The 21,647-nt window shown below is 68.5% G+C and carries 23 protein-coding genes; 10 read left to right on the top strand and 13 right to left on the bottom strand.

What is annotated here, in order from left to right:
- Positions 1–41 precede the first annotated feature (41 nt).
- From ACSHWO_RS35295 to ACSHWO_RS35280, 4 genes are all read right to left on the bottom strand, one after another.
- Positions 42–1,148, bottom strand: a complete 1,107-nt coding sequence (locus tag ACSHWO_RS35295; protein WP_438319827.1) for a tyrosine-type recombinase/integrase — start codon at positions 1,146–1,148, stop codon at positions 42–44.
- Complete coding sequence (locus ACSHWO_RS35290; protein WP_438319415.1) at positions 1,070–2,737, bottom strand: tyrosine-type recombinase/integrase; 1,668 nt, start codon at positions 2,735–2,737, stop codon at positions 1,070–1,072. Before ACSHWO_RS35290 ends, ACSHWO_RS35295 begins: the two co-directional genes overlap by 79 nt.
- A 119-nt stretch (positions 2,738–2,856) precedes the next feature.
- The gene (locus ACSHWO_RS35285) at positions 2,857–3,132 is read right to left on the bottom strand and encodes a RapZ C-terminal domain-containing protein (protein WP_438319414.1); all 276 of its coding nucleotides are present in this window, start codon (positions 3,130–3,132) and stop codon (positions 2,857–2,859) included.
- 132 nt (positions 3,133–3,264) lie between these two features.
- On the bottom strand, positions 3,265–3,939 hold the full coding sequence (locus ACSHWO_RS35280; protein WP_438319826.1) for a GGDEF domain-containing protein: 675 nt from the start codon (positions 3,937–3,939) through the stop codon (positions 3,265–3,267).
- Between the two features lie 532 nt (positions 3,940–4,471).
- On the opposite strand from ACSHWO_RS35280, the gene ACSHWO_RS35275 reads away from it, so the two are divergent.
- Positions 4,472–5,071 carry a hypothetical protein gene (locus ACSHWO_RS35275; protein WP_438319413.1) on the top strand — a complete coding sequence of 200 codons (600 nt, stop codon included), beginning with the start codon at positions 4,472–4,474 and terminating at the stop codon, positions 5,069–5,071.
- Between the two features lie 23 nt (positions 5,072–5,094).
- Positions 5,095–5,547: a hypothetical protein gene (locus ACSHWO_RS35270; protein WP_438319412.1), complete on the top strand. Its 453-nt coding sequence runs from the start codon at positions 5,095–5,097 to the stop codon at positions 5,545–5,547.
- A gap of 380 nt (positions 5,548–5,927) precedes the next feature.
- On the opposite strand, the gene ACSHWO_RS35265 is transcribed toward ACSHWO_RS35270, so the two are convergent.
- Complete coding sequence (locus ACSHWO_RS35265) at positions 5,928–6,449, bottom strand: hypothetical protein (protein ID WP_438319411.1); 522 nt, start codon at positions 6,447–6,449, stop codon at positions 5,928–5,930.
- An 18-nt stretch (positions 6,450–6,467) separates the two neighbouring features.
- Complete coding sequence (locus ACSHWO_RS35260) at positions 6,468–6,650, bottom strand: hypothetical protein (RefSeq protein WP_438319410.1); 183 nt, start codon at positions 6,648–6,650, stop codon at positions 6,468–6,470.
- Between the two features lie 400 nt (positions 6,651–7,050).
- On the opposite strand from ACSHWO_RS35260, the gene ACSHWO_RS35255 reads away from it, so the two are divergent.
- Together ACSHWO_RS35255 and ACSHWO_RS35250 are read left to right on the top strand one after the other, a co-directional pair.
- Positions 7,051–7,422: a hypothetical protein gene (locus tag ACSHWO_RS35255; RefSeq protein WP_438319409.1), complete on the top strand. Its 372-nt coding sequence runs from the start codon at positions 7,051–7,053 to the stop codon at positions 7,420–7,422.
- 269 nt (positions 7,423–7,691) lie between these two features.
- A complete protein-coding gene (locus ACSHWO_RS35250; RefSeq protein ID WP_438319408.1) occupies positions 7,692–8,603 on the top strand; it encodes an ETEC_3214 domain-containing protein in 912 nt (303 codons plus the stop codon).
- 101 nt (positions 8,604–8,704) lie between these two features.
- Here ACSHWO_RS35250 and ACSHWO_RS35245 read toward each other — a convergent pair whose 3' ends face one another.
- On the bottom strand, positions 8,705–9,823 hold the full coding sequence (locus ACSHWO_RS35245; RefSeq protein WP_438319407.1) for an integrase: 1,119 nt from the start codon (positions 9,821–9,823) through the stop codon (positions 8,705–8,707).
- On the bottom strand, positions 9,820–10,509 hold the full coding sequence (locus tag ACSHWO_RS35240; RefSeq protein WP_438319406.1) for a hypothetical protein: 690 nt from the start codon (positions 10,507–10,509) through the stop codon (positions 9,820–9,822). Before ACSHWO_RS35240 ends, ACSHWO_RS35245 begins: the two co-directional genes overlap by 4 nt.
- A 300-nt stretch (positions 10,510–10,809) precedes the next feature.
- Between ACSHWO_RS35240 and ACSHWO_RS35235 the strand changes: the two genes are divergently transcribed.
- Positions 10,810–11,019 carry a hypothetical protein gene (locus ACSHWO_RS35235; RefSeq protein ID WP_438319405.1) on the top strand — a complete coding sequence of 70 codons (210 nt, stop codon included), beginning with the start codon at positions 10,810–10,812 and terminating at the stop codon, positions 11,017–11,019.
- Between the two features lie 49 nt (positions 11,020–11,068).
- On the opposite strand, the gene ACSHWO_RS35230 is transcribed toward ACSHWO_RS35235, so the two are convergent.
- A complete protein-coding gene (locus tag ACSHWO_RS35230) occupies positions 11,069–12,748 on the bottom strand; it encodes a hypothetical protein (RefSeq protein WP_438319404.1) in 1,680 nt (559 codons plus the stop codon).
- Positions 12,749–13,010: 262 nt separating this feature from the next.
- On the opposite strand from ACSHWO_RS35230, the gene ACSHWO_RS35225 reads away from it, so the two are divergent.
- Entirely contained in the window at positions 13,011–13,133 is a 123-nt protein-coding gene (locus ACSHWO_RS35225) for a hypothetical protein (protein WP_438319403.1), read from the top strand.
- Between the two features lie 142 nt (positions 13,134–13,275).
- Positions 13,276–13,566 (top strand): hypothetical protein, encoded by a 291-nt coding sequence (locus ACSHWO_RS35220; protein WP_438319402.1) that lies wholly within the window; start codon positions 13,276–13,278, stop codon positions 13,564–13,566.
- Between the two features lie 695 nt (positions 13,567–14,261).
- Here ACSHWO_RS35220 and ACSHWO_RS35215 read toward each other — a convergent pair.
- From ACSHWO_RS35215 to ACSHWO_RS35200, 4 genes are all read right to left on the bottom strand, one after another.
- Complete coding sequence (locus ACSHWO_RS35215) at positions 14,262–14,972, bottom strand: hypothetical protein (protein ID WP_438319401.1); 711 nt, start codon at positions 14,970–14,972, stop codon at positions 14,262–14,264.
- Positions 14,973–14,982: 10 nt separating this feature from the next.
- The gene (locus tag ACSHWO_RS35210; RefSeq protein WP_438319400.1) at positions 14,983–15,255 is read right to left on the bottom strand and encodes a hypothetical protein; all 273 of its coding nucleotides are present in this window, start codon (positions 15,253–15,255) and stop codon (positions 14,983–14,985) included.
- A gap of 1,796 nt (positions 15,256–17,051) precedes the next feature.
- Positions 17,052–17,759 (bottom strand): RNA polymerase sigma factor, encoded by a 708-nt coding sequence (locus ACSHWO_RS35205; RefSeq protein WP_438319399.1) that lies wholly within the window; start codon positions 17,757–17,759, stop codon positions 17,052–17,054.
- Between the two features lie 313 nt (positions 17,760–18,072).
- Positions 18,073–18,930 (bottom strand): hypothetical protein, encoded by an 858-nt coding sequence (locus ACSHWO_RS35200; RefSeq protein ID WP_438319398.1) that lies wholly within the window; start codon positions 18,928–18,930, stop codon positions 18,073–18,075.
- A gap of 279 nt (positions 18,931–19,209) precedes the next feature.
- Between ACSHWO_RS35200 and ACSHWO_RS35195 the strand changes: the two genes are divergently transcribed.
- The 3 genes from ACSHWO_RS35195 (at position 19,210) to ACSHWO_RS35185 (ending at position 21,635) form a co-directional block, all read left to right on the top strand.
- Positions 19,210–19,359 carry a hypothetical protein gene (locus ACSHWO_RS35195; protein WP_438319397.1) on the top strand — a complete coding sequence of 50 codons (150 nt, stop codon included), beginning with the start codon at positions 19,210–19,212 and terminating at the stop codon, positions 19,357–19,359.
- A gap of 624 nt (positions 19,360–19,983) precedes the next feature.
- The gene (locus ACSHWO_RS35190) at positions 19,984–20,346 is read left to right on the top strand and encodes a hypothetical protein (protein ID WP_438319396.1); all 363 of its coding nucleotides are present in this window, start codon (positions 19,984–19,986) and stop codon (positions 20,344–20,346) included.
- Positions 20,343–21,635, top strand: a complete 1,293-nt coding sequence (locus ACSHWO_RS35185; protein WP_438319395.1) for a zeta toxin family protein — start codon at positions 20,343–20,345, stop codon at positions 21,633–21,635. Before ACSHWO_RS35190 ends, ACSHWO_RS35185 begins: the two co-directional genes overlap by 4 nt.
- Positions 21,636–21,647: the final 12 nt, after the last annotated feature.

Raw genomic sequence — 21,647 nt, 5'->3', positions numbered from 1 at the left:
CCCCGTCCGGGAGCGTGGTCGACCGGCTACTCGCCTGCGGATCAGCGGCCGGAGGGATCGGACTGCCGTCCGGGGCCGCGGGCAGGTGCAGGTAGCCGAATGAGATCAGGCGTATCGGGTGCATGATCGGGTTCTCCTGGTTCCGGCGGTGAGGGTGCTTGGTCGGTGAAGACGGGCATTCCGAGGTCGACCAGCTGCGGTCGGCCGTCGGCCGGGGCCCGGGTGAGGCTGTTGAGCTTGGCGGTGGCGGCGTCGAGGCTGACCTGGAGCCCTTCGACTTCTCCGAGCCAGCCGTTGCCGCGGGCCTCGCGGATGCGGTCTCGGAGGTTCTGGATGATCTCGATGAGGCGGCCACGCTGGCGGGGGTCGATCTGGAGGACCGGGCAGCGGATGCAGGCGTGTTCGTGCTTGCAGGGGGTTCCGTAGGGCCGTCCGCAGGTGCCGAGGGACACCTTGCGGAGCTCGAAGTGCTGCTGGAAGTCGCGCCACTCCTGCTCGGTGGGCTCGCGGTACTCCTCCTGTGGCCGATCGGCTCGGCGCCGGTCCAGGAAGCCGCGGTAGGTGCGCACAAGGTCGTCCTGGAAGACGGCGAGGTATGCCTGAGTGGTGGTCAGCGTCTTGTGACCGAGGATGCGGGCGGCGATGTGGACGGGCAGCCCTCCGGTGACGGCCTCGGTGGCGAACATCCGGCGGAAGTCGTGCGGGGTATAGCGCAGGGGCTCGCCGGCAGCGTCGCGTAGGCCGGTGGCCACGAGGGTGCGGTCAAGGAGGCGTTTGATGCTGGTCTCGTTCAAGACCTGGGCCTGCCAGTAGGGCCGGCGCTGGAAGAGGTGGGGGAGCTGCGGGCCGGTGACGCGCTCGTGGTGGTCGTAGCGGGCGACCAATGGGATCTTGCCGTCGTTCGCGTCGCGTAGACGCTTGACGATGGTGGCCAGGACGCTGGCCAGCTCCGGGCTGACGAGCAAGAGCCGTTCCTCGTTGCTCTTGGACGGCACGATTTGGAGCAGTGGGACGATCTCGCTCGTGTCGGGGAGCTTGTAGGAGACCAAGGCGAGGTGGGTCAGCTGGGTCAGTTCCTCCGCGCGGACGCCGGTGTGTCGGAGGGTCTCGATGGCTGCCCAGGCCCAGAAGGCGTCGTCTTCGACGATGCTCTGGTTGATCCGGCGTCCGGGTTCAGGCCCATGAGGATCTCGTTGCGCCGGGACTCTTCGCAGCGTGGGTCGCCCTCGGTCAGGGCGCCGACCCACTCCTTGCCGCGGTCGGCATCGGCGGCCAGCCAGCGTGCCTGCCAGCCCTCCCCGGGGTGGGTCAACAGCCAGTCGAGAATCTTGGCCGCTCCGGCGAGACGCCGGGTGCCGGGAGCAACCCCGCGGCTGTACGTTCGCTGCGGCCAGGCCGGCAGGGTGGGCAGCAGGGCGAGGACCTCGTCCCGGCTGAGCCGGTCGTGCGGCCCGATGCGATCCTCGTCAGCCTTCAGATCATGCTCGACGAACAGCCGCCGCGGCGGCGTCGGGCCGGTCCCGGCTCGTCGAATCGAGTTGGCGCGGCGTGGTGCCTGGCGGGTTATGCCGCACCCCCCCCCGCCGAAGAGAACCTCCAGATCGCTTGCGTCGTAGCCCACCGCGACGGGTGGGGCGGGGCGATTCGGCCGTTCCTTGAGCTCGGCCAGGTGCTCTTGAACGCGTCGGATGACCTGGGACTCTTCTTCCACCAGGTAGACGTCGGCCGTGGTGCTCAGGTGGGCGTGACCGAGGATCGTCTGCACGTCTCGCAGGGACAGGCTCTCGTCGTGAGCCATCCGCAGGGCGGCGGTGTGCCGCAGGTCGTGCATCGACCAGTTCGTGCCCAGCAGCGCGTTAACCCTGCGGAACACCGCGCGCAGAGACTCGTAGTTCATGGGCTGGTAGGCCAGCCCCTCGCCGTGGTCCCGGCGGCGAAGGGTCCACCACAGTGGGAGCTGGGGATCGGCCGGCGGTCCTTCGGCGAGGTAGAGGCGGGTCCAGACGAATGCCTCCGCACGGGCCGGCAACCACTGCTCGGCCAAGGTGCCCTTGCGCACGACCCGCATGAGCTGGTCGCCCCAGTCGAGGTCGACTCCGCGGACACCCAGCAGCTCCGACGCGCGGGCGCCGTTGCTGACCGCCAGGGCCAGGATCGCTCGGTCGCGGTTGGAGCGAAGGGCCCCGAACTGCTCGTTCCACCGCTCGTCCGGCATCTGCCGGGGCCTGCGCCGGGGGACCTTCGGGTTGTAGCGCAGGCGTCCCTCACCCCGTCGGAAAGGCTCCAGCGGGTTGTGATGAGCACGCGGCCGACGTCGGTCGGACCGCGCCAGCGGCACCGGGTTGACCAGCGGACCGCCGCCCGACTCGATCCAGAAGTCGTAGAAACTGCGCAGTACCGCGTTGCTGTGCCGGATCGTCCGCGGCTTGTAGCGGTCATCCAGGTACGTCTTCTTCGTGATCGGATTCGTGGTCCCTGCAGTCGACGCGGAGTGTGTACGCGTCGACCTGCGCGGCTTCGTCGCGGCCTTGAGCCACAGCACGAAGTCCCGCACCTCCGCCGAGGTCGCGCGGTTCCACTCGACATCGACAACCCGTAGCCACCGCCACCAGCGCAGCAGGTCGTAGGCGTAGCTGCGAACGCTGCCGGTCCGGTTGTCCCGGGCGATGAAGTCGATCAGGAACCTGCGGACCGGCTGCACGACCTTGCCCTCCTCATCGAGGACCAGCCAGGGCACGACGCCTGGGTCTGTAGCCACCCGCCCCCAGCGCGGGAGCTGGATGGTGCGGACGTCACGGGATGGCTCGTTCAACTCCGTTGCGCTCCTTCGTCGTCGGAATCCGCAACGTCTACCGACTAGACCAAGCAGGGGATGCGCATCCGCCCGGCGTGTCCTTCCGTAGTCCGGTCAACGACTCTGTGCCTACCTCCTGCACAGCCGATGACGATGTGGCTGGGGCCGGCGGGGAGGTCGGCGTAGTCGGCGAGGTTGGCGACGTCGCGGGCGGCGGCGGGGTCGCGGAGTCGGTCGCGGACGTCTCCGATTCGGTCGGCGGCGGGCGGGACGGGGGAGCCGCCCGGGCCGGTGGGCAGGTGCAGGTAGCCGAACGAGGTCAGACGGATCGGACGCATGGTGCCTCCAGGTAGTTGGTGAGGAGCAGAACGAGAAAGCGGCCCCGGTGACGATGGCGGTGGTCCACGGTTGCCTGACGCTGATTCCGCGGATCCAGTCGCCCGCCGGCGGAAGGGTTCCGGTGTGGGTGCTCATGCCGCCCGCCCCCAGACTGCCGTGCCCGGCCGTCCGGCCCGGCGGCCGTTGATGGACGGGAGCGTGGTGTGCGCGGCGGTGGCGAGGTGGGCGCGGCCGGAATGCTTGCCGTCGTACAGGGCCGCGTCGGCGGCCCGCTGCAACACGGTCAGGTCGCGAGTGCCGAGGACGCCGATGCTCGCGGCGCCGACCGAGGCGGCGACGTCGACGCTACGGCCGTCATCGAGGACGACGGGGGTGTGCAGCATCCAGACCAGCTGCGCGAGGCGCTGCTCCAGGAGCGCGGCGGGCGCCTGGACGACAGCGGCAAACTCATCGCCTCCGAGGCGGCCGACGGACGCGCGCGGGCCCGCCCACGCAGTGAGCCGGGCGCCGAAGGCGGCGAGGACGGCGTCCCCGGCCGGGTGCCCCATCGTGTCGTTCACGGCCTTGAAGCGGTCGACGTCGACCATGACCACGGCCAGGTCGTCGCGGCGGGCCAGGAGCCGGCGGGCGCGGGCGGTGTAGGAGTCGCGGCGCAGCAGGCCGGTCAGCGGGTCGCGGCGGGTGGCGGAGAGCTGCCTGTGGAGCGTGACCGCGTGGACCGCCCAGCCGGTCAACGGCACGGCGGCGGTCGTCAGTAAGAGGGCGCGCTGGCCGAACCGGCCCTTGACGCGCAGGAGGGGCGACATACTTGGGTTCTCCGTCTCGTCTCGTACGGGATGGATGGGCCCGGGGCAGCCGACGGGCCGAAGCCCGGCCACTCCCCACTGGTCCGGCTGCCTGCCGGGGATCTCGAGTCCGGCCGTGTGCGCGGCGAGCGCGGCGTCGTACACCTCGTGCGCGCGGCGCAGGGCCGCGGCGGGGGAGTCGGCGACGCCGGTGAAGACGTGCACGCCTGTGGCTGAGCGCTTCGGTTGGCCGGTGAGCGGTTGATCTGGCCACCTGAGCGTTCGGCTCGCGGTCAGTGCCTTCGTCAGTCAGGTGGCAGCTTGGAACGGCAGGTGGAGCCGCGTGAGATCGGCGTCTTCATCCGCTGCCAGGTCCCCGGTGACCACCCGGGGCGGTAGTGCATCCGCTCGGAGCTGATCTCTTCGCAGAAGAGCCGATGTTCACTCCCATCTGCTGACCGCGCCCGGATGCGGCCGGCCGCCCCGGAATCAACTGGGCCACCGGTCCATCCCGTGAAAGGATGCCGGTCCAGGTCAGGGGAGGCGAGGCGGTATGGGGCTGGACTACAGCTACGAGATCTTCATGCCCCCTCGGAACGTTGCGAGGGTACTGACCCGGCTGGCCGAGCTCGCCCCCCAAGGCTGCGACACGCCGCAGCTTCCGGTGACCCTGCCGGGCGGAGAGCAGTTGGTCGTGCCGTTCACCTCGAACTTCAAGAGCGAACCGGTCGACTGTTCAGCAGGCGGCTCGCTCGAACTGGACACCTCGATCGTCATCGGCGTCGACGACGCGGTGCGCGAGTTCTTCCTCCGGGATTCCGACAGGGTCGACGAGCCCGGACGAGTGTCGGTCGGGTACATCTACCTGACGGTCAGGTTCTCCCCCACATGGCACCCGAACTTTGCGTCACTGCAGTTCACAGCCGCTACCTCGAGCATGAGCCGGATGTTCGTGCAGTCCGCGAGCGTCAGGAAGGTGTTCACCGACCTCACCGCCACCACCGGTGGTGTGTGCTGCCTCCTCGACACCGAGACCGACATCTTCGATATCTGCTGGCTCAACGGCGAGAGGTTCAGTGGCGAGTCTGTACCTGGCGCTCGTTTCTCGCGCTTCCACGATCTCGTCGCCGCCTGGCGCGAGCCGGTGGAGTAGAACAGGGACTGCAGGATCTCTCCATGTCGACAGATGTCAGCGGAATGATCGAGTGCCGGCCGGGGGCCCGTCTGTGGGGCCCTGACGACGAGGACTCCGTATGGGAGGTCGGCATCGATCTCTTCCTCCTCAACAGGGGCAACGCCTACGACGGCCTGGCCTGCCTTTTCGGAATCCGCAACTACTTCGGCTTCCGCCCCCTCGCGGAAGATCGTGGCTTTCCGGATGACGCTTCGGAGGGGCTGCGAGGTGAGTTCGCCGGCTACGGCGGCCCCCACGATGTGCACGGGACCACCTGGCTGACCTGGGCCGAGCTGGAGACCACGAACTGGGAGGAGACCGACGCCTCAGGCACACGAACCCGCGCCTCAGCGGCGGGGATCGACACCGACTGGGGCCGAGTCTGGAAGGTCATGCGCATCCTCAGCGAAATCCACGGAGCGGAGAACGTGCGCCTCGTCGTCTGGTTCCACTGACTCGCGGCTGAGAAACCTAGTTGGCCAGTTGAGCGTGTGGGCGGGCAGGGTAGCGCCGCCCGGGGCTGACGATCTGGTTTCCGGTCTTCTCGCCGTTGGTAACCAGGCCATCGTTGCTCAGCTCCCCAGTCAGCTCACGAGCGTGCGACAAAGAGGCCACCGAGATCTCCCGAAGAACCTTCAAGGCCGGGACGAGACTGGGAACTGGACCGACCAGCCGGAGCCTGACGGAGCCGTGCGCTGCGAGTAGGGCCTCTCGGACATCATCAGGCGCTGGTCCCCGACCAGTGAGTTCGCCCAAGTAGGTGCCGCAGGATCCGCAAGAGAACTCCGAGTCCCACCACAACTCATCGTGAAGGCGATCTTCGCTGTCTGACCAGTCACCCGGGCTCCCCGATGTTCCACTCCCGCGGCAGTTCCCCGCCGCAGAAGATGCAGACGAAGTCCTCCTCCCGCACGATGTTGAGCTCCCGGCAGAAGTGGCAGCGGCGGAAGACCACCTCGTGCGTGAACCCCGACGGGCGATCGATCCCGATCCGGTCCAGGGCCTCGGCCACGGCTGGCCATGAGCTGACGTCCGGGCAGTAGCCGGTCGACTGATTGCTGACCTCCTCGACCACCCACCGTCCGGACTCCTCGCGGAAGCTCATCTCGCCAGCGCTCAGCACCGGTCCGCCGCCGGCGCACACCACGTGTTCGCTGCGGCGCGGAGCCAGTCGCAGTACCCCGCTGCCATCGACGACGAACGTGAAGGGCTCGGCCAACTCCTTCAGAGCCAGCGCAGAGATCCACTCGCCGAAGTCCGCTGACGAGCGGATGCTCCGACCTTCACTTCCCGCCTTGACGAGCGGCTTCAGTTCCGCCGGACCCACATACCGATAGCTTTGCCCCCGCCTCTCCACGCACCCCAATCTAGTGGCTTATGCAACCAGAGCCTGTTGGAGTTGTTGGACGTCGTCGACGGCGATGAGCTTCAGGTCGTGCAGATCGTGGACGGTCACGATCCCCGGATGGCTCAGCGCCCCCGCCGTGCGGGCCTCCCGGAATAACAGCTTCTCGTACTTGTCCGTCCCCACATGGGGCTGGAGCAGTTTGACCGCCACCGCACGCTCCAGCATATGGTCACGGGCCGCCTATACCTCCCCCATCCCGCCCCGGCCCAGCAACCGCTCCAGCTCATACCTGCCCGCGATCACCCGCTGCTCCACCAGCTCCCCCAACTCCCCAGAATTGCGCGCAGTCTAGGGCCGTCCTGCTTGCCCCCGGAGCCGGTCCGTGACGATCCGTTCGGTCGAGCAGCGCCAGGCTGTCGACCAGTTCGCCTCCGACCGGGCGGAGCGGTCGCGGTGGGGGCCTTCCCGCGCCTCGGAGATGCCCTGGCGCCGGGACCGCGGCCGCGATCTCGGCACGGTGGGGGGGCAGCGGGTCACAGGTCGGGCGGGACGCTCACCGCTCACTTGTTCGGAGTCCAGAAAGCCGCATGACAGGCACTCAGGGGAGACCATGACGAACACGGATCTGTCGGTCACAACGAGGACCACGGACCGTCAGACGGCCGTGCCAGCACCCGGCCGGGTCGCCCCCGCCACCGAAGCCCGCCTCGCCGGTATTGACCGCGACGCCACCAAGCACGTCCAAGACAACCGCCCGGACAAGTCCCGCAACGGCTACGCCGCCGACTGGCGCGCCTGGGAAGCGTTCTGCGCCGAGACCAACCTCCCGCCGCTCGCCGTCCCGGTGCTGACCGGGCAGCTCGGAGCCGTCCTGCCCGCCGTGGTCGACCACGAGGTCTACTTCGGCGCGCTCCGCCAGCTCATCGCCCCCGCCCGGGCCCGGGCCGCGCTGGTGCCCGGACAGGCGGCCGAGGGGACGTAGATCAGCGTGGACAGCACCCTCGCCGCCTACCGCGGCCAAGCCGCGCGGCCGGAGCTGATCCACGGCCGCCCGGCCGTCGTCTACCCGCAGCAGCTTGCCGCCGGTCCGGCGCACGTCGGCGACGGCTGGGGCCGCGCCGCACCCGTTGTGGTCGGCCGTCCTGGACGGTCAGCAGCTCACCGTCACCGGCCCGGGCGGCCAGTGGTACTCCGGGCTGCTGGCCGTCGCACTCCCCGGCTGGACAAGGAGGACTGCGGCATTCTGCAGCGGTGACGTACACCACCACTCTCAACATCTGGCAGCTAGCCGGAGTTCTCGTCGCCGTCGTGACCATCGTCAAATGGGTCCCCGCGGTGTGGCGTTTGACCCTCGGGTACCGCTGGCACCTGATAGCCCAGCTCCGCAAGATCGCCCCAGGCGTTCGGCACGACTACGTCGAGGCACTGCTCGGCGAGCCGAAGTGGCAGTCCACGATGACCTGCACTCGGCTCGCCGACCCAGAGGCAGAGGCAACCAAGAAGACCCGGAAGGCAAAGGTCGAGCGAGCCGACGAGGACCGGAAGGTCGAGCTCACCGTACGGACTTGGCGCCTCTCGTGGTTGGGGTACCTGGTCACCTGGTGCGAGGAGGACGCTGTGGTCATGTACGGGATCACCACCACCAGCTGGTGGTTCCGTCCTCGCGTTCTCGTCGGCGATACCCGGATCCGCCTCGGCAAGACGCTCCTCTCTGCCCTCGCCCGGCCTGAGCAGCACCGCCCTTGGGTGGGGAACCGCAGGTACGGCTACCTAGAGGAGCACTTCTTCGGCAACCCGGGTGGCTACCGCAGCTGGTATGTGGGAGTGAACGACATCGGGTACCAGCCGGTCCCCCCGATGCTCGACTGGGACGACGCCGAGACCGAACTCAACCTGATGCCGGACGAGAAGCGAGACGTCTACGGGGCCAGGGCGCCGATCAACACCGTCGTCATCAGCGGCATCGCGCTCTACGAGGAACTTCAGAAGGGCGAGTTCTTCGACCTGTCCCTGGGCGTCGACCAGGATCTGGTTCGGCTCAGCGACCCGGGCTTTCGCGTGTTCGACAGCCGGTTCACCCGTGTTCGGCTCCGTGTCCGGGACTGGTGGTGGGAACGCCGGCGCAACCGCTTGGAGAAGCGGGCAGGGGAACGCCGCGACTGAGGCATCCCGGAGCGGGCGGCCGCGCGACCCTCTGGACGCACGTCAGCCCCCGTCAGACCTGTTGGTTCCGATAGGTCTAACCGGGGCTGAGCTGTGCGGGGTCAGGAGAGGCCGGCGGAGGCGTTGTCGTCCCAGCCGTCGTCGCGCTGCATGTAGCCGAGCATCGAGCGGGAGTGCCGGGCCCAGCCGCCCTGGTCGGCGATAGCGATGCCGTCGCGGCCCTTGCGGCGGGCGACGGAGGCGAGGCCGATGCGCAGGGAGTGCCCGGTCCAGGCGATCGGCACCCCGGCCCGGGTGGAGATCCGCTTGATGGCGCGGGTGACGGAGTCCGGGCCCATGCCGCCGGTGACGTGGCCCCACTGGTCGATGCCGACGAACGTCGGCGTCAACGGGTCGGCCCACTGCGGGCCGTGCTCGGCGACCAGGCGGGTGCGGTACACGGTGTACGCGCGCACCGGGCAGATCTCGACCTCGTCGGCGTAGCGGATCTTCGCGTTGCGCACCGAGTGCTTGGTCTTGCCGGTGAGCACGGCGACGACCAAGCCGCGCGGGTGCAGGGTGACGTCGCCGGTCAGCAGTCCGGCCGGGTCCTGGGAGCGGCTGGCGTAGTGGAAGCCGGTGAGCGTGAGCGCCTTGTCCCGGTCGCCCGCGAGGGTGTCGGGGCAGGCGCGGGCGATGGCCCGCAGGCCGTCGATGTCGCCGCCGACCGCCTGTCCGCGGCCGCGCCGTTCCCCGGCCTGCAGGAGCTTGACCGCCAGGCCCTCCAGTGCGGCGCGGGCCTCGGCCTGGTCGTCGCCGGAGACCTTCACGCCGCGCTGGCGCAGCCCGACGACGGCGGCTGCCAGGTGGGTGGAGGCCGAACTGGGGGCGTAACCCTTGCCGTTCTGCTGGCCCTCGCGCAGCATCCACGTCACGAACGCCACCAGGGCGCCCCGGGAGCCCTCCAGCTCCGGCAGCTCGGTGACGGCGCAGAACCGCGTCCACACCCGCCAGCTCTTGGCGTAGGTGTCGACGGTGTTCTCCGGAGTGATCTCCTTCGCGACGGCGTCAGCCAGGTCCTCGGCCTCGGCCAGGCGCCGCGCGGCGTCGACGCCGTGGCGCTCGGCCCACCGCTCGATGAGCGCCTGGCGCTCGGCGACTGCCCGGTCCGGCGGTACCCGTCCGGTGTCGCCCGGCTGGGCGACACCGACAGGGGCCACCACCTCGCCCGTGATCGTCACTTCGTTTCCTCCTTCCCCTCTTCGAGGACGTCGCGGCCGACGTGCTGGTGCGCCGTGGCCAGAGCCGTCGCCCGGCCGAACATGTACGGACCAGTCCCGGTGAAGCGGGCGTGCTGCCAGGCCGTGCCGTCCCAGTGGCGCCCCTGGGGGCTGCCCTCGAAGACGGCCCACCGGTCGGGGTCATCGGGGTCGCGGGCGACGACGAACTCGCCGGCGGTCTGCCCGCCGTTCCTGGGGCCGGGAATGCGGTACTCGGAGACGAAGGCCGCCGTTTCGGCCGCCGACGCCTTCTCCTTCTCCTCCCACTGCCGGAAGCTCTCTTCGTCCTCGGCGTCGTAGAAGCGGACCTTGCACCAGCGGGTGGAGTCGAACCCCTCGCTGTCCTTCCACTCGGAGGCGACGGCGACGAGGTCGTTCCACGCGCTGGAGATCCTCTGGATGCGCTGCAGGCTCTTGAGATCGTCGGCCTGCGCCTCGGCCACGACCTTGTCGCGGAACGCGTAGCTGAGGGAGCCGGTGAAACTCGGCACCGCGGTGCGTAGGGCGGCGTTGGTTCGGTACTCCTCGGTGTCGATACCCCATGACGGCCGGTGGTGGATGAGCCGGTCTCTGAGGAAGTCGGTGATCGCGGCCACGTCGTCCGGGGTGACGTCGACGGCGTAGCGCAGGGGCTCGGTGGCGGCCATGCGGCGGGTTCCCTCCCTTGTCTCCGGCGCGCTGGGTGAACGGTCGTCATGTCCCGTTCTGTCGCGTCGGATAAGGAGACCTTATCCGACGCGATACCCCTCCGGGGCGGCCTTCCGGAGCATTCGTGATCTATCCGGAGGAACCGGCAACCGACCCCACAACCGCGCCTCGGGGGAGAAGACTGGTCGCCGTCCGTGCGGAGGCATCGCAGGGGCACGGCACCCTAGGGGACGGAACAACCCGGACCCGGAGACCTCTACCGCCTGGCGAGCCGGGGGCGGTGTGCCGAACGACCGGGTATGACACGCGTACGAGGAGTACGGCGCGGGTCCGGCTCCGTGCGCGCCGGACTGCCCATGTACGACGAGCTCGCCACCCTCCTGCGCGCCACCCTCCCCGAGTTCCTCGGTGGCCTCGGCGCCGCGCTCGCCGTTACCGTCGCCAAGAACCTGGACCGCCACTGGCGGGCACGCCGCGACCGGCGCCGCACCCAACACCCCGACGAGTAGACCCACCCTGCGTCCAAAGCGGTTGACCAGTTCGGTCCGGCACCGTCGGCTAGAGCAGGCCGATGGCGCCCGCCAACCAGCGGCCCCCGGCATCGCCACCCGTGGCCCACATCAAGGCCGCTGCGGCCAAGACCGCGTAGGGACCGAAGAACGCTCTCTTCCTGACGGCCAGGCCGATCTCGAGAAGAAGCAGGCCTATGCCACAGGCGATCATTTTCAGCACTGGCGGACCGGGATCGGCGTCAACGCCAGCCGAGAAGGCCATGAACAAGGCCGCCATCAACACAAAACCCACCGCATCGGTGATCCACCCCACTGGTGCGCCCAGAGGATCGGGTTCACGTCTCCGCAGGCCCATCAACGGATGCAGAGCGACAACCCGCACCGGCCGTACCGGCCCGCCACCGATGGCCGTCCAGGCATGCCGGAATGCAAGGGTCTCTAGGATGTCGGCCCCGAGTTCGACGAGGACTGGGTGCAGCTGACGCCAGCGGCGGGGGAGGGCCTCTCCAGTGAACCAGCCGGCCACCATGGCCTCCGCGTGCGCACTCTCGGTCAGTCCGAAGGCGATCTCGGCGAGCCGCGAGTCCGTCACTGCTCCGCCTGCGCGGAGGCGAAGCCCACGCAGGTGCGCGGCGAACTCCTCCAAAGTGGCGACCTGGGCCAGGCCCCCCAGAAATTCCTCCTGCGAAAGGGCAGCGGTGCTACCCGCCGGCACAGAAGCCTGCGCAGGCTCGCCGGCGGCAGCACGATTACTCACCTCCACCGGCTCGAAGCCCCGCTCCCGGCTGTCCGCGAGGCGTCCGCGCGGCATGGGACTAAGGAACCCCCTATGGTCAGGCGGGTTCTCCTGCTCGTTCTGAGGTTGTGCCGGGTTGTCCCGCAGTTGTCCCGGGACAACCAGTAAGACCGGGCCCGGCCGGGAGGAAGCTTCCTCGTCCTCGTCAAGTCCGATCAGGGCCTCCAGGTCATTCAGCTCATCGTCCTGAGCATCGAGCTGTTCCTGGGCGGCTTGCAGGACATCGCGGATCTGGTCGAGCGGGGGAAGGCCGAGCCGGTCCTGGCCGGTGCCTGGTTCGTCCGCAGGGTCATCGGCCGCGGCCTCGCCGATCCGGCTCAGGGCGATCTGCTCCTGGGAGACCTGCTGCTCGGCCGCGAGTCGGAGCTGGTAGGCCTTTTCCTCCGCGCGCCGGGCCTGCTCTAGCTTCTCGTCCGCCTGGCGCCGGTACTCCCGGGACATCTCCAGTTCTCGTTCAAAGTCGGCGCGGGCGTCCTCTCGGGCCCGGTCCCGTTCGCCCTCCAGCAGGGTGCAGCGCTCCTGCAGTATGGAGACCATGTCCTCCAACTGGACACGTCGGCGCTCGGAGGCGGTCAGCTTCTGCAGGGCCTCGATCTGCCGGAGCCTGGCATCGTCCAGCCGCAGCAGGGCTTGGGAGAGGACATCATGACCACGCGGCTCCGGGCCGGGCACCGGCAGGGGCGGAGGGGCATCTCTGCTCTCCAGGACGGCCTCGGCTCTGCGGGCTGCCTCCAGCAGGCGCAGCCCCTCTGCCAGCTGCCGCTGGCCCATCTGCGGCTGCCGGATGTACTTCTCGACCACGGCCCTGAGCAGTTCCTCGGACAGCAGCCGGCTGCCACTGCGGAACTCGCTCCAGGAGGTCGTGCTGTAGGAAAAGTCCTCCTCCAGCGTCCGGACCCCCTTGCCCACAGTCATCTTGCGCAGCCACATGGCCAGCTCGTTCGCCTGCTCGGTCCGGCCTCTCAACGCCCCTAAAGGCCGCCCCATCTCGTCCCCGCACTCGTGTTGTCCCGGCACAACCAGCGGGTTGTACCCGATCAACAAACATCGACCTGCGAGGACGTCAACCCCTCGCGGCGGACAATCACATCACCGATCACGGTGGGTCTCCAGCCATTCAGACGATCACAGGAGATCTGCCATGCCCGCAACTAACTCTTCCGTTCCGCCGCGCCGGTCCTGGCCTTACGTCGTGGCTGCCATCGTCGTCCTCGTCGTGCGTCAGGGCTGGGACGCCGAGCAGGTCATCACGCTCGCCATTTGCCTCCTCGTCCTCATCGCCCTGATCTCCTCAGCGGGCCAGGGCGGGTCCTGACACCACCCGGCTATGCCGAACGCCCCCGCTTTTTGCGGGGGCGTTCGGCATAGGGCTGGCACCGTTCCTGGAGCGGGCTGCCCTGGCCCCGGCGCGCTGGGACCGGTTCAAGGCCATTGTCTGCCCGGCCTCGGGAAAGGACGTGTCCTTCACCTCCACCAGCCCCGCTTACGGGGACGGCCTGGTGGCCTGCACTCCGTCCCGGGCGGGTGGAGGACAGGAGCTGGCGGGGGTGGTCTGCCCGCGGCCCGAGGCCCTGGGGGCGTGGCCGGCGCGCGTCACAGTGCTGGTGCACAGCGGGGCGTGGCTGGAGCGCATCGCGGCTGCGGCCCCGGTAGAGATCAAGGTGGCGGTGTTGGAGCCGGTGGCCGGGCGTACTCAGTTCGTGCGGGTGCCGGCCGCGCTCCAGCGGAGCATACGGCCGCGCGGGTAGCGGCCCGCGGCAGGGCAGACCTCGCGGCACGGCGCCCAGAGCGCGACCGTGCCCGAGAGAGTCACCTCTTGCGCCATCCAGCCCGGTTACCCCTGTTAGGCTTAACAGATCCGATGAGGAGTGACGTGCACCAGCGCTCCTCCTTGAAGGCCGTGCCTGCCGCATCGAATGCGGCGAGGTGGGCCAAGTGCTCCCGCACGGGGCCGGCCAGCTCGGCGTAGAAGTCGACAAGGTCCTGGGCCTGGAGGACCTGTGCGCACACGGTCAGCTGGCGGTGCGCGCCTCGGGCCGGTCCAGAACGGGGGCCAGCTCGGTTCGGACGCGGGTGGCGGTCTCGGGGGACGGCAACGCGGGCGCAAGTGCGGAACGGATTCCAATGGATCGCAGTCCCCTCCAGGGCCGGTTTTCACCCGTTTGAGCGATTCGGCGGATTGGATCGACATCGGGGGAGAAGACGCCCCTTTCAGCCTCCGGCTGGATTGGATCAGGCGCCCGACCAGTCGACCCGCAGACGGCCGCAGGGCGTGGCCACGGCTACCGGCGGCCGGATACCGGCAGCCGAACAGGCTGCCCGGCTGCCGCCTACACCCCAACCACTCGCCTCCGTCGCGCGGCAGCGGAGGCCTCGGCCCTGAGGTCGTTTCCCGCTCCGCAAGGCGACGGCTCCCGGACGTCGCCGTCCGGGAGCCGCTGTTCTACGCGGCCAACTCACTCTTTTGTTCGACGATGTAATCCAGCTTCTTCATGAAGGTGTCGAGAAGCCGCTTGTTCTTCGTCGACCCCCAGGCCGCGATCCAGCTCTTCCACCTCGACTCCGGCAGACCACAGGCACGCAAGAACCCCTCCATCTGCCTGAGGTGTCCAGGGATGGTCTGACCTTTGATGATTCGGTGCGCAGTGCTGTGGGGGAGCGCCCCGTAGTCGCCACCACGCGCCTCCATCACGTGCGCCGAGGGCGACCAGGCCCACTCGTGCAGCTCGCGAAGACGTGCGCTGAGATCCGCCTCGTCGTACACGAACCTGCACGTCGGAAGCGGACGGGGGCGCGGCTTTACACCGCTGACTACTGCACTCTTGGCCTCTTCCCAGAGGCTGCGAGCCCGGGAAAGAGTCTCCCGGAAGTCAGCGGAGTATCGGTCCGTGAAGAAGGCCTCACCGTTGCGCCTGACGTACACGGGCTGGGAACCCTGGACATGACAGGCACGGAGGTACTGGTCGACGGTGTGCCAGCCGGGCAGGACCGTACCGGCCGCCGCCCGCTTGAGCGTCGCTTCGGACACCTCAGTGCAACAGGTGGCAAGTACGGCGTAGCTCTTCTTTACCCTCGCCCGCTCCTCTCGGAGAAAGGTCGCGAGGCGGGCGAGTTCGGGGACGGTCTGGTCGACCGGCTTCTCGGGGCGTCCCATCGCGGTCCCCTTACTTGCCCGGGTTGATGGCCGCGCTGAAGACCCGCCGGAGCATCGCGCCGGGGCGGGGCTTACTGGTGGCCAGCGCGGCGATTCCGGCGATGCCACCGAGCAGCATGAGGATGTCCTGGACGGGCGTGCCGAGCACGACGAGGACGGAGGCCGAGGCGATGAACGCGGTGAAGACGATCGCGTGCGCGATGGTGAAACGGCCGGGGTCGGTCGCCGCGGTCTCTACCTGCGGCGCCTGCGTTGCGAGTGCGGATGCGCACTTGGCCGGCATTAGGCTCTCCTGATTGCTGTTGAGCCCGTCCGGCGACCCAAGGACCGCCGGACGGTGCTACTGGCTCCATTTCCCGTGGACCGCGGGGCGGTTGGCGCCACCCCATGGGTGCAGTCCACCTCCGAGCATTCCAGGCGATCAGGGAATCCGTGTGCACCCATCTGTGTTGGCTCGCAAGCCGTCCCAGCCCATGATCTGTGCCGCTGCATTCGTCTTGTCCTGTCAGCCTGGGGTGATCGGCTTCCCCCCTGGCGACCAAGACGAATTGGCTCACGGTTACATCCCACGAAACAGCCGCTCCACTGGGCGTCAAAGGTTGTGGCTGACCTGCGTAATCGCCAAACTCAACCTAAGAACGACCGGACCGGGCTACCCGGAGCCGGTTGTGGCGCCCTGATTGCTACTGGCTCCAACCACAGCTGCCCAGGGGATTAGCAGGTCCGTGTTGGCGCACGACCCTGCGCGAAGCCGATGTCCGGAGACGTCGGCTTTCGCCATATGAGGGTAGAAGCGGGGTGCTGTCAAGAAGGCTCCGACCGACCCGGCAGCGCGGTCGAGGAGGCCCTGGACCGGGTGGACCAGGCGGCAGCCCGCCTGCTGACGAAGGACGCGTCCCGCTGGTTGGGCGAGGTCAAGCCGCGCTTGGGCGTACGCAGCTGCCGTGGCCGCTGACGACCGGTACCCGCTCACTCGGGGGGCGGATCACCTCGCCGTGCGGGAGCGGCCGCGAGGGTAACCCCCTTTGTATATCCGCTGTATTTGATCTTGTAGGCAGGTAGGGGAGGTAGACCAGGGGGAGGGCGTGCGTGCACCTACCTCCTTCGCAGGCTGCGGTCTGCTGGTTGTCGTGCGCAGGGTGGATGCCAGTGGGTGCGCAGGGTTAAGAAAGTGGGATCGCAGAGTCCGTGTCAGTAGTTGGTGACGGCTTGGAGAGCATCCGCAAGCTGTACGCGGTCGGGGAGGACGTCGCGTCAGGTCACCGCGGGTGACCATGTCCGCCGCGGGTGACCATGTCCGCGGCGGCAAAACCCTGCGCACGACAGACTCGGGGAGCATCCGCAGGCTGTATTACCGCCAGACCAGCCGATACAAGGTGAATCGGCCATTCCTCATCAAGGGTGTCCGAACACCTACCGCCGCCTCAAAGGCGACCACTACAGTCCGGGCTGACTCATCTCAACCCGAAGGGATGCATCGTGCACTTACGCGGCGTTGTGACAGCGACCACCCTCGCACTCGGCTTGACTGTCACGAGTTTGATCAGCACGGCGTCCGCAGCAACCGCTGATTCATCTCGACAGGCAGCAGCCCGTTGCAACTGGGATCCGAGCGGAACGGACGGCCCAGGTCACATGCACTACAAGGCGGGCACTACCTTCCGCCCCGGGCCGTATTCCGAGTGCGGTGGTTACAAGGAGCCAAACCAAGGCTGGGCAATGACCAGCTGCTACCACGTCAACGACTACGGGCATGTCTGGTATTACGCCTGGGACTGGCGGTCGTGGGTGTACAGCGGCAACGTGAGCTTCCCCTATGGGGACAGGCCGAACAGGGAGTGTTGAGCCCGCTCGCCTTGTCGCCCGGTCGGTGCCCCATGTCTGGAGGTACCGACCGGCTGACGTTTTCGTGGCAGCCGACTCGAAACTGAAAGCCAGGTCCGAGAACTCGTCGCCGGCCTGTACGGAGACCGTGAACTGCTGACCCTGCGCCATGCCGAAACATCTCTCCGGCGCCGCTGACAGAACCCCGCGCCACGCTGACATCTACTCTGCGCCCGACACTGGTCAGGAGGCCGCTCAGTGGATCAGCAACATCACCAGCCACTCGATGATCTGACGGATCGCCTGGACCAGCGCGATGTAGAAGGAGATCTCAGTGAACGTCGGTCGGACTGCGGCGAGCCCGCGGCGAGTGCTTTCCGTAACCGTGCTCTTCTTCACCCCGTGGCGCGTGGCGACCTCCTCGGCGGACTCGCCCAAGCCCTTGTGGTCGTAGAGGTACTGGCGCGTCCGCGGCGGGAGCTTCTTCAGCTCCTCCTCCAGCAGGATGAGGTTGATCACCTCATCCATCGGATCCTCGACGTCCTCCTCGACGGCTGCGGCCTCGATCGGCGCCTCCTTCGAGGACAGGGGGAAGCGCCGCTGCGCGATCAGGAAGGCCGTCCGGTACATCGCCCGCTCGGGTACCTCGATCCGGTCCCGGCGCCGCCACAGGACCTCCAACACCTCCGAGGTGACGTCGTCCACCGCCATCTCCCGGGCGCCGCCGGGCACGTGGCGCAGTCGGCCGTGGGTATAGCTCCGCAGCCGCCGGCCGTACAGGAACTCGAACCGCTCGAAGGGGTCCTTGAAGATCCAGCAGGGCTTGCACCAGCGGTTCTTGTCCCCGTACAGGCCGGTCGGCGTCTCGATCCGGGTGCCGTCCGGGGCCGTCGGGAACACCACCTGCTGGCGGTTGGACTCGTCGGAGCAGCCGAGGCAGTCGGGCATGTTGTTGCTGTTCACACACTCCCCCTTGGGGCGGGGCCGACCGTCCTTCGATCGGCCTTCACCCCCTTCGTGCGTGCAGCCGCCACTTCGGACGACACGTACTTCCAGGAATTTTCGCGGAGTGCCCCGACCACCCCCGCAGGCCTAGTAGCTCGCCGGCCTCCACAGCGGAGAAGCCGCCCGATAGCGGCCAGCAACAGGGTCACACCGGGCAGTCCAGGTGCGCGAAGCGCCGACGCCGAAGGCGCCCTTGACGGTGCCCGAGGCGGCACAGGCTCGGGCCTCCTACCCGCGCTGGCCTACGACAACAGGGCATTGGAGCGGGAGGTCAGCCTTTCTGGATGCCGATCGTGTCGTGGAGGATGCCCCGCCTGTTGTCTCGGGTCTGTAGCACGAGTTTGGACCCGCGCCACTCCACGGCCAGGTACCAGGTGCCAGGTTCCAGCCTGGCCACCGGGAGCGGGCCACCATCCTCGGGCATCAGGACCGTCGGGTTCGGGACTGCGGTCCAGAAGGGGGGTGTGAAGTCCCACTTCCTCTTGCCGGTGAAGATCAAGGAGTACTCGTGCTCGGCGGCCTTCCAAGCCGGCAGGAGTTCCTTTGCGTCGACGTGGAGGGTGCGCAAAGACGGATCGAGCCAACTATCCGAGCCCTTGGTCAGCACGAAGGCGCGGACAGCCGATGCCCAGAGGACTTCGGCTTCCGCGCGTGCAGCGGCCACGATCTGATCGGCCTGTGCGTGCGCTGCAGCGCGTATTTCCTCTGCGTCTCGCACGGCCTGTTCCAGGAGCTCCTGGGCGGTGTTCCGCACACGCTTCCAGGGTGCTTGGGCCTGGCGCTGCAGGAACTTGACCTCCACCCACCGGTCGCGCCACTGGGCGATGAGCCCTGCCTGCGGCCGGGAAAAGACGGGGCTCGGTCCATCCGATTCCGGAGGGGCTGACACGACGCGTACGAGCTCGGCCAGCGCCTCGCGGGAGGGGAGCCGTTTGCCCGAGAACGCCTCGTTCACGCCAGCCTTGGTCAGCTTCGGCCGCACCGAGGCCTTGACGAGCTGCGAGTAGGAAGGGGCGCCGAAATTGATGTGGAACCGGGTCAGGTCGATCGCGAAGCTCCGCAGCGCCTCCTCGTAGGCGCGGATCGCCTCGGCGTCGTCCGGGTCCATCTCGACACTGCCCTGCGTCACTGCCCCTCCCGGCATCGCGTTAGAGCGAGACAGCCCACGTTAGGGCAGCCAAGGCTGAACGGAGGCGGATTCAGCTGAACGTTCCTGAACGGTGTGGCCGTTTGACGAAACGCGCATCTGGTCGGCCTGCGGCTCTCTGCGTCCGGGTGTTTACGGGAGCATCTGAATCGCTGGGATCCCATGGTTTCGAAGCGGTCTGCTGCTTGCATGACTACATGTGAAGCAGCAGCTCAAGCCGCCCTTCAGGTCGGCTCCGTAACGGTCCTGACGCGTGGGCAGGTGGATGCCGCGCAGGCCTTCCTCATCCACGACGTCGCCGGCAACGTCGTCGCCACTGTCCTCGTAGGCCTGGCCGTCGCGGCCTGGCGATGGATCAAGAGGAGGAGGGCACGGAACGCTCCGCAGCCCGAGCCCGACTCCCCGGAGTGACCGGCCCTGGCGGCGAGAGAACGCGACGGCCCCAACCTGAGCGGACATGGGTTGGGGCCGTCGGCCTCGTACTGCCGCTCGTCGCCGGCGTACGCGCCGGCCAGAGTGTTTCCGCAGGTCGCCACTGTTGACAACCCGTGTCGAGAATCAACGTCGGCAAACGGTGGGCTCTGCTCGTCCTACTCGCGGGTTACTTGCCCTCTGGTGTCCGAGGTAGGAGTCCGGGCCATCCCCTGCAGCTCCATCGCTACCCCACCGCAGAGCGTCCGCACAAGCCTGCCCGCGACCGCCCCGACAAGCCGAAACGGTCCGCCGGGCGAACCGGCGGACCGTCACGAAAACTTCGAGGCTAGCGCCAGACCATGAGGACCGGGCCGGCGTGCGGCGGCGCCAGCCCCGCACTCGCTTCACCACTGCAGGGCCAGCGGATGCCGTGCCTTCTTGGACCGGCTCAGGCGAACGCGGCAGTTGGATGGCTGACGGCACGCCCGAAGCTCGGCCCCCGTTCGTCACCGAAGACTGCTCCACGCCGCTCCGAGGCCGCGTCGCGTCCACTTCGCAAGCTGATCGGCCCCTGGCGAGCAGGCGTCCTCTGGGCCGAATACTGCATGGGTTCTCGGCAGCATGCCGGACATACTTGACTGTTCCAGCAAGATCGTCTTTAAGGGGATGACGATGGCCAGTCCAACGCCTTCGGAAGAGCCGGTGAGCGCGTCGTTCAGCGGTTTCGAGTGGTCGAGTGAGGAGTCGGTGGCCTACGAGGCCGCGATCGAGGCGATCAACGGTGCGGTCGGCGCGTATACCGCGCGGATCCATACCGAGAGCGGCAAGCCGTCTCCGGATGCGGATCTGATCGGGCAGTGGCGTGACCGGCGCGGGGAGCTGGCGCGGGTGCGGGAGCGGCTCGACCCCTCCGACCACGAGCGGATCGCAGAGGTCCGCCGGTATTACGCAGACCTGGCACGTCAGTTGATGGAGGGCTTGTGACCGACCCGGAGGCGGCCCGGTACCTGCTGCCGGAGGCCCAGAACAGGGACATCTTCCTGAACGAGATCGTCCCCGATCAGTTCGCCGGGCGCCTGCCGCAGCAGAAGCCGACGGTGGTGTTTCTGGTCGGCCAGCCCGGCGCTGGCAAGACCCGCGTGGGGAACATGCTCGCGGATACGTTGAACAAGCGCGGCGGGTTCATCGACGTGGACAGCGACCTGTACAAGCCGTTCCACCCGGAGTACGCACGGCTGATGCAGCAGGACGACAAGCTAATGGCCGCCTACACGCGGGCGGACGGCCGCCGGTGGATGGCTCAGGCGCACGAGTATGTGCGCGAGAACCGGTTGAACGCCGTCATCCAGGAGACCTCGCAGGACGGTGCGGCGGTGGCATCGACGATGCGGGCCTATCGGGGGAGCGGCTTCCGGGTCGAGGTCGTCGCCATGGGTGTGTCTGAGGCCATGAGCAACCAGGGCATCGTCAACCGCTACCACGAGCAGGTCAAGGAGCGGGGCAGCGGCCGTCTGACGGTGCAGGCGAACGCCGATCAGTCTTACAGCGGGATCCTCGACCTTGCCCGGCTCGTCGACGAGCAGGCCTTGGCCGACCACGTCTCGGTCTTCCGCCGCGGCGAGGGCGAGCCGCGCTACTCGAACGCCCTCGACGGCGCCGGGCAGTGGCAGCAGCAGCCGGCCTTGGCGCAGGCGATCGAGCAGGAGCGTTCCCGTCCGTGGACGGTGCCGGAAAGCGCGGACTTCCTGAAGTCGCAGGGCAAGCTCCACCTGGAGATGGGGCCGGAGTGGTCCGGTCCGCTGGCCCGCATCGACCGGCTGGCCCGGCCGACGCTGCATCCCCTTCCCCTGCTGAGCGATCAGGATCTGTCCCGGCAGGGTGCCCGGGCGGCGGCCGCCGTCCAGGCAGCGGAGCAGCAGGCGGCTGCGGGGCAGGTGCAGAAGGCCTCCCTCGATGAGCGGCTGGACCGGCTCGCGGAGCGTGGGGCATCGGCCGCTGAACTCGCGCGGGCTCGTCAGTCCGCCCAGGAGGACCTGCAGTACGCCTCCGCGCGGTCGGCGCAGGCAGCCGAGCGCGTCTCCAGGCTCCAGGCGGCCGCGGCCGCAGTCGGCGCCGAGCAGGAACGCCGGCGTCTGCTGCCGCCGGAGGTACGCAAGGCCGAGGCTGCCGGTCGAGAGCACCAGGCCGTGCTCGGGGCAGCCGCGCACCGGCCACCCCAGGAGGCACCGCGTATCCGGCCGCCGGAGCGTGAGGGGCCGTCGCGGTCCCTGTAGGTCCTGCACGGC

The organism is Streptomyces pallidus (ex Mingjun et al. 2026) (genome assembly GCF_051550185.1).
Taxonomy (GTDB): Bacteria; Actinomycetota; Actinomycetes; order Streptomycetales; family Streptomycetaceae; genus Streptomyces.
The sequence above is the reverse complement of the archived record's forward strand: the minus strand, read 5'-3'. Positions and strand labels throughout refer to the sequence as shown.